Source organism: Symbiopectobacterium sp. (genome assembly GCF_051710365.1).
Classification (GTDB): domain Bacteria; phylum Pseudomonadota; class Gammaproteobacteria; order Enterobacterales; family Enterobacteriaceae; genus Symbiopectobacterium.
The window spans coordinates 1-678 of record NZ_JBPETA010000402.1; the positions used below are offsets into that span (position 1 = coordinate 1).

1 protein-coding gene and 1 pseudogene are annotated in these 678 nt (G+C 45.4%); one reads left to right on the forward strand and one right to left on the reverse strand.

The annotated features are described in order from the left end of the window. Nucleotides 1-305: 305 nt before the first annotated feature. Entirely contained in the window at nt 306-569 is a 264-nt protein-coding gene (locus ACTBDZ_RS18305; RefSeq protein WP_438816332.1) for a BRO-N domain-containing protein, read from the forward strand. Here ACTBDZ_RS18305 and ACTBDZ_RS18310 read toward each other — a convergent pair. Further along, nucleotides 566-678 (reverse strand): annotated as a pseudogene (locus ACTBDZ_RS18310) (IS5 family transposase); the annotation flags it as partial. The gene ACTBDZ_RS18305 and the pseudogene ACTBDZ_RS18310 sit on opposite strands and share 4 nt — an antisense overlap.

A 678-nucleotide genomic window follows, 5' to 3' on the forward strand; every position in this document is an offset into this window, starting at 1 on the left:
CCAATGGCAACATTACTTGATGGTAAACGGGTCTGGGCAGAAAAAAATCTGAACCAGATTTAATCTGACAGACACCTGTATAAATAACCGGTAACTGTCAGATCAGGTCTGAGCTAGTACACATAAAGTGACACGCAATTTGCGTGTTTTTTTATGCGCCTCAGCACCCTCTATGGTGGCTCAGGCAGGGGAACCGAAAGGTTCACCGGTTCACGGTATCCGGCATTTCCAACCCTGTCTGGGCTACCACCACGAGATTGGAAACTCCAGTGGTAGCAACACATAAAATACCGTTGGAGGTCTCTATGACCGCATTATCTACCACTCCATTTACTTTTGAAAACCATATAGTTCGCACCATTATCATTAATGATGATCCTTGGTTTATTGCTCAGGATGTATGCGATGCATTAAAGCTCACAAATTCCCGCATGGCTCTAAAGGCGTTAGACGACGATGAAAAAGCTGACGTAAGCTTAACTTACACCAGCTCGAAAGGGGTCACCCAGAATCGTGATACCAACATCATCTCCGAATCCGGCATGTTCACCTTAGGCTGTGTCCCTTAATTGCGTAACCGGTGGTAAAACACGCGGATGCAGCCCAGTTTCACCATTGCTAGATAGTTTCTTGCCGTTTTTTCATAACGTGTGGCGATCCGTCGATATTCCTTTAAAC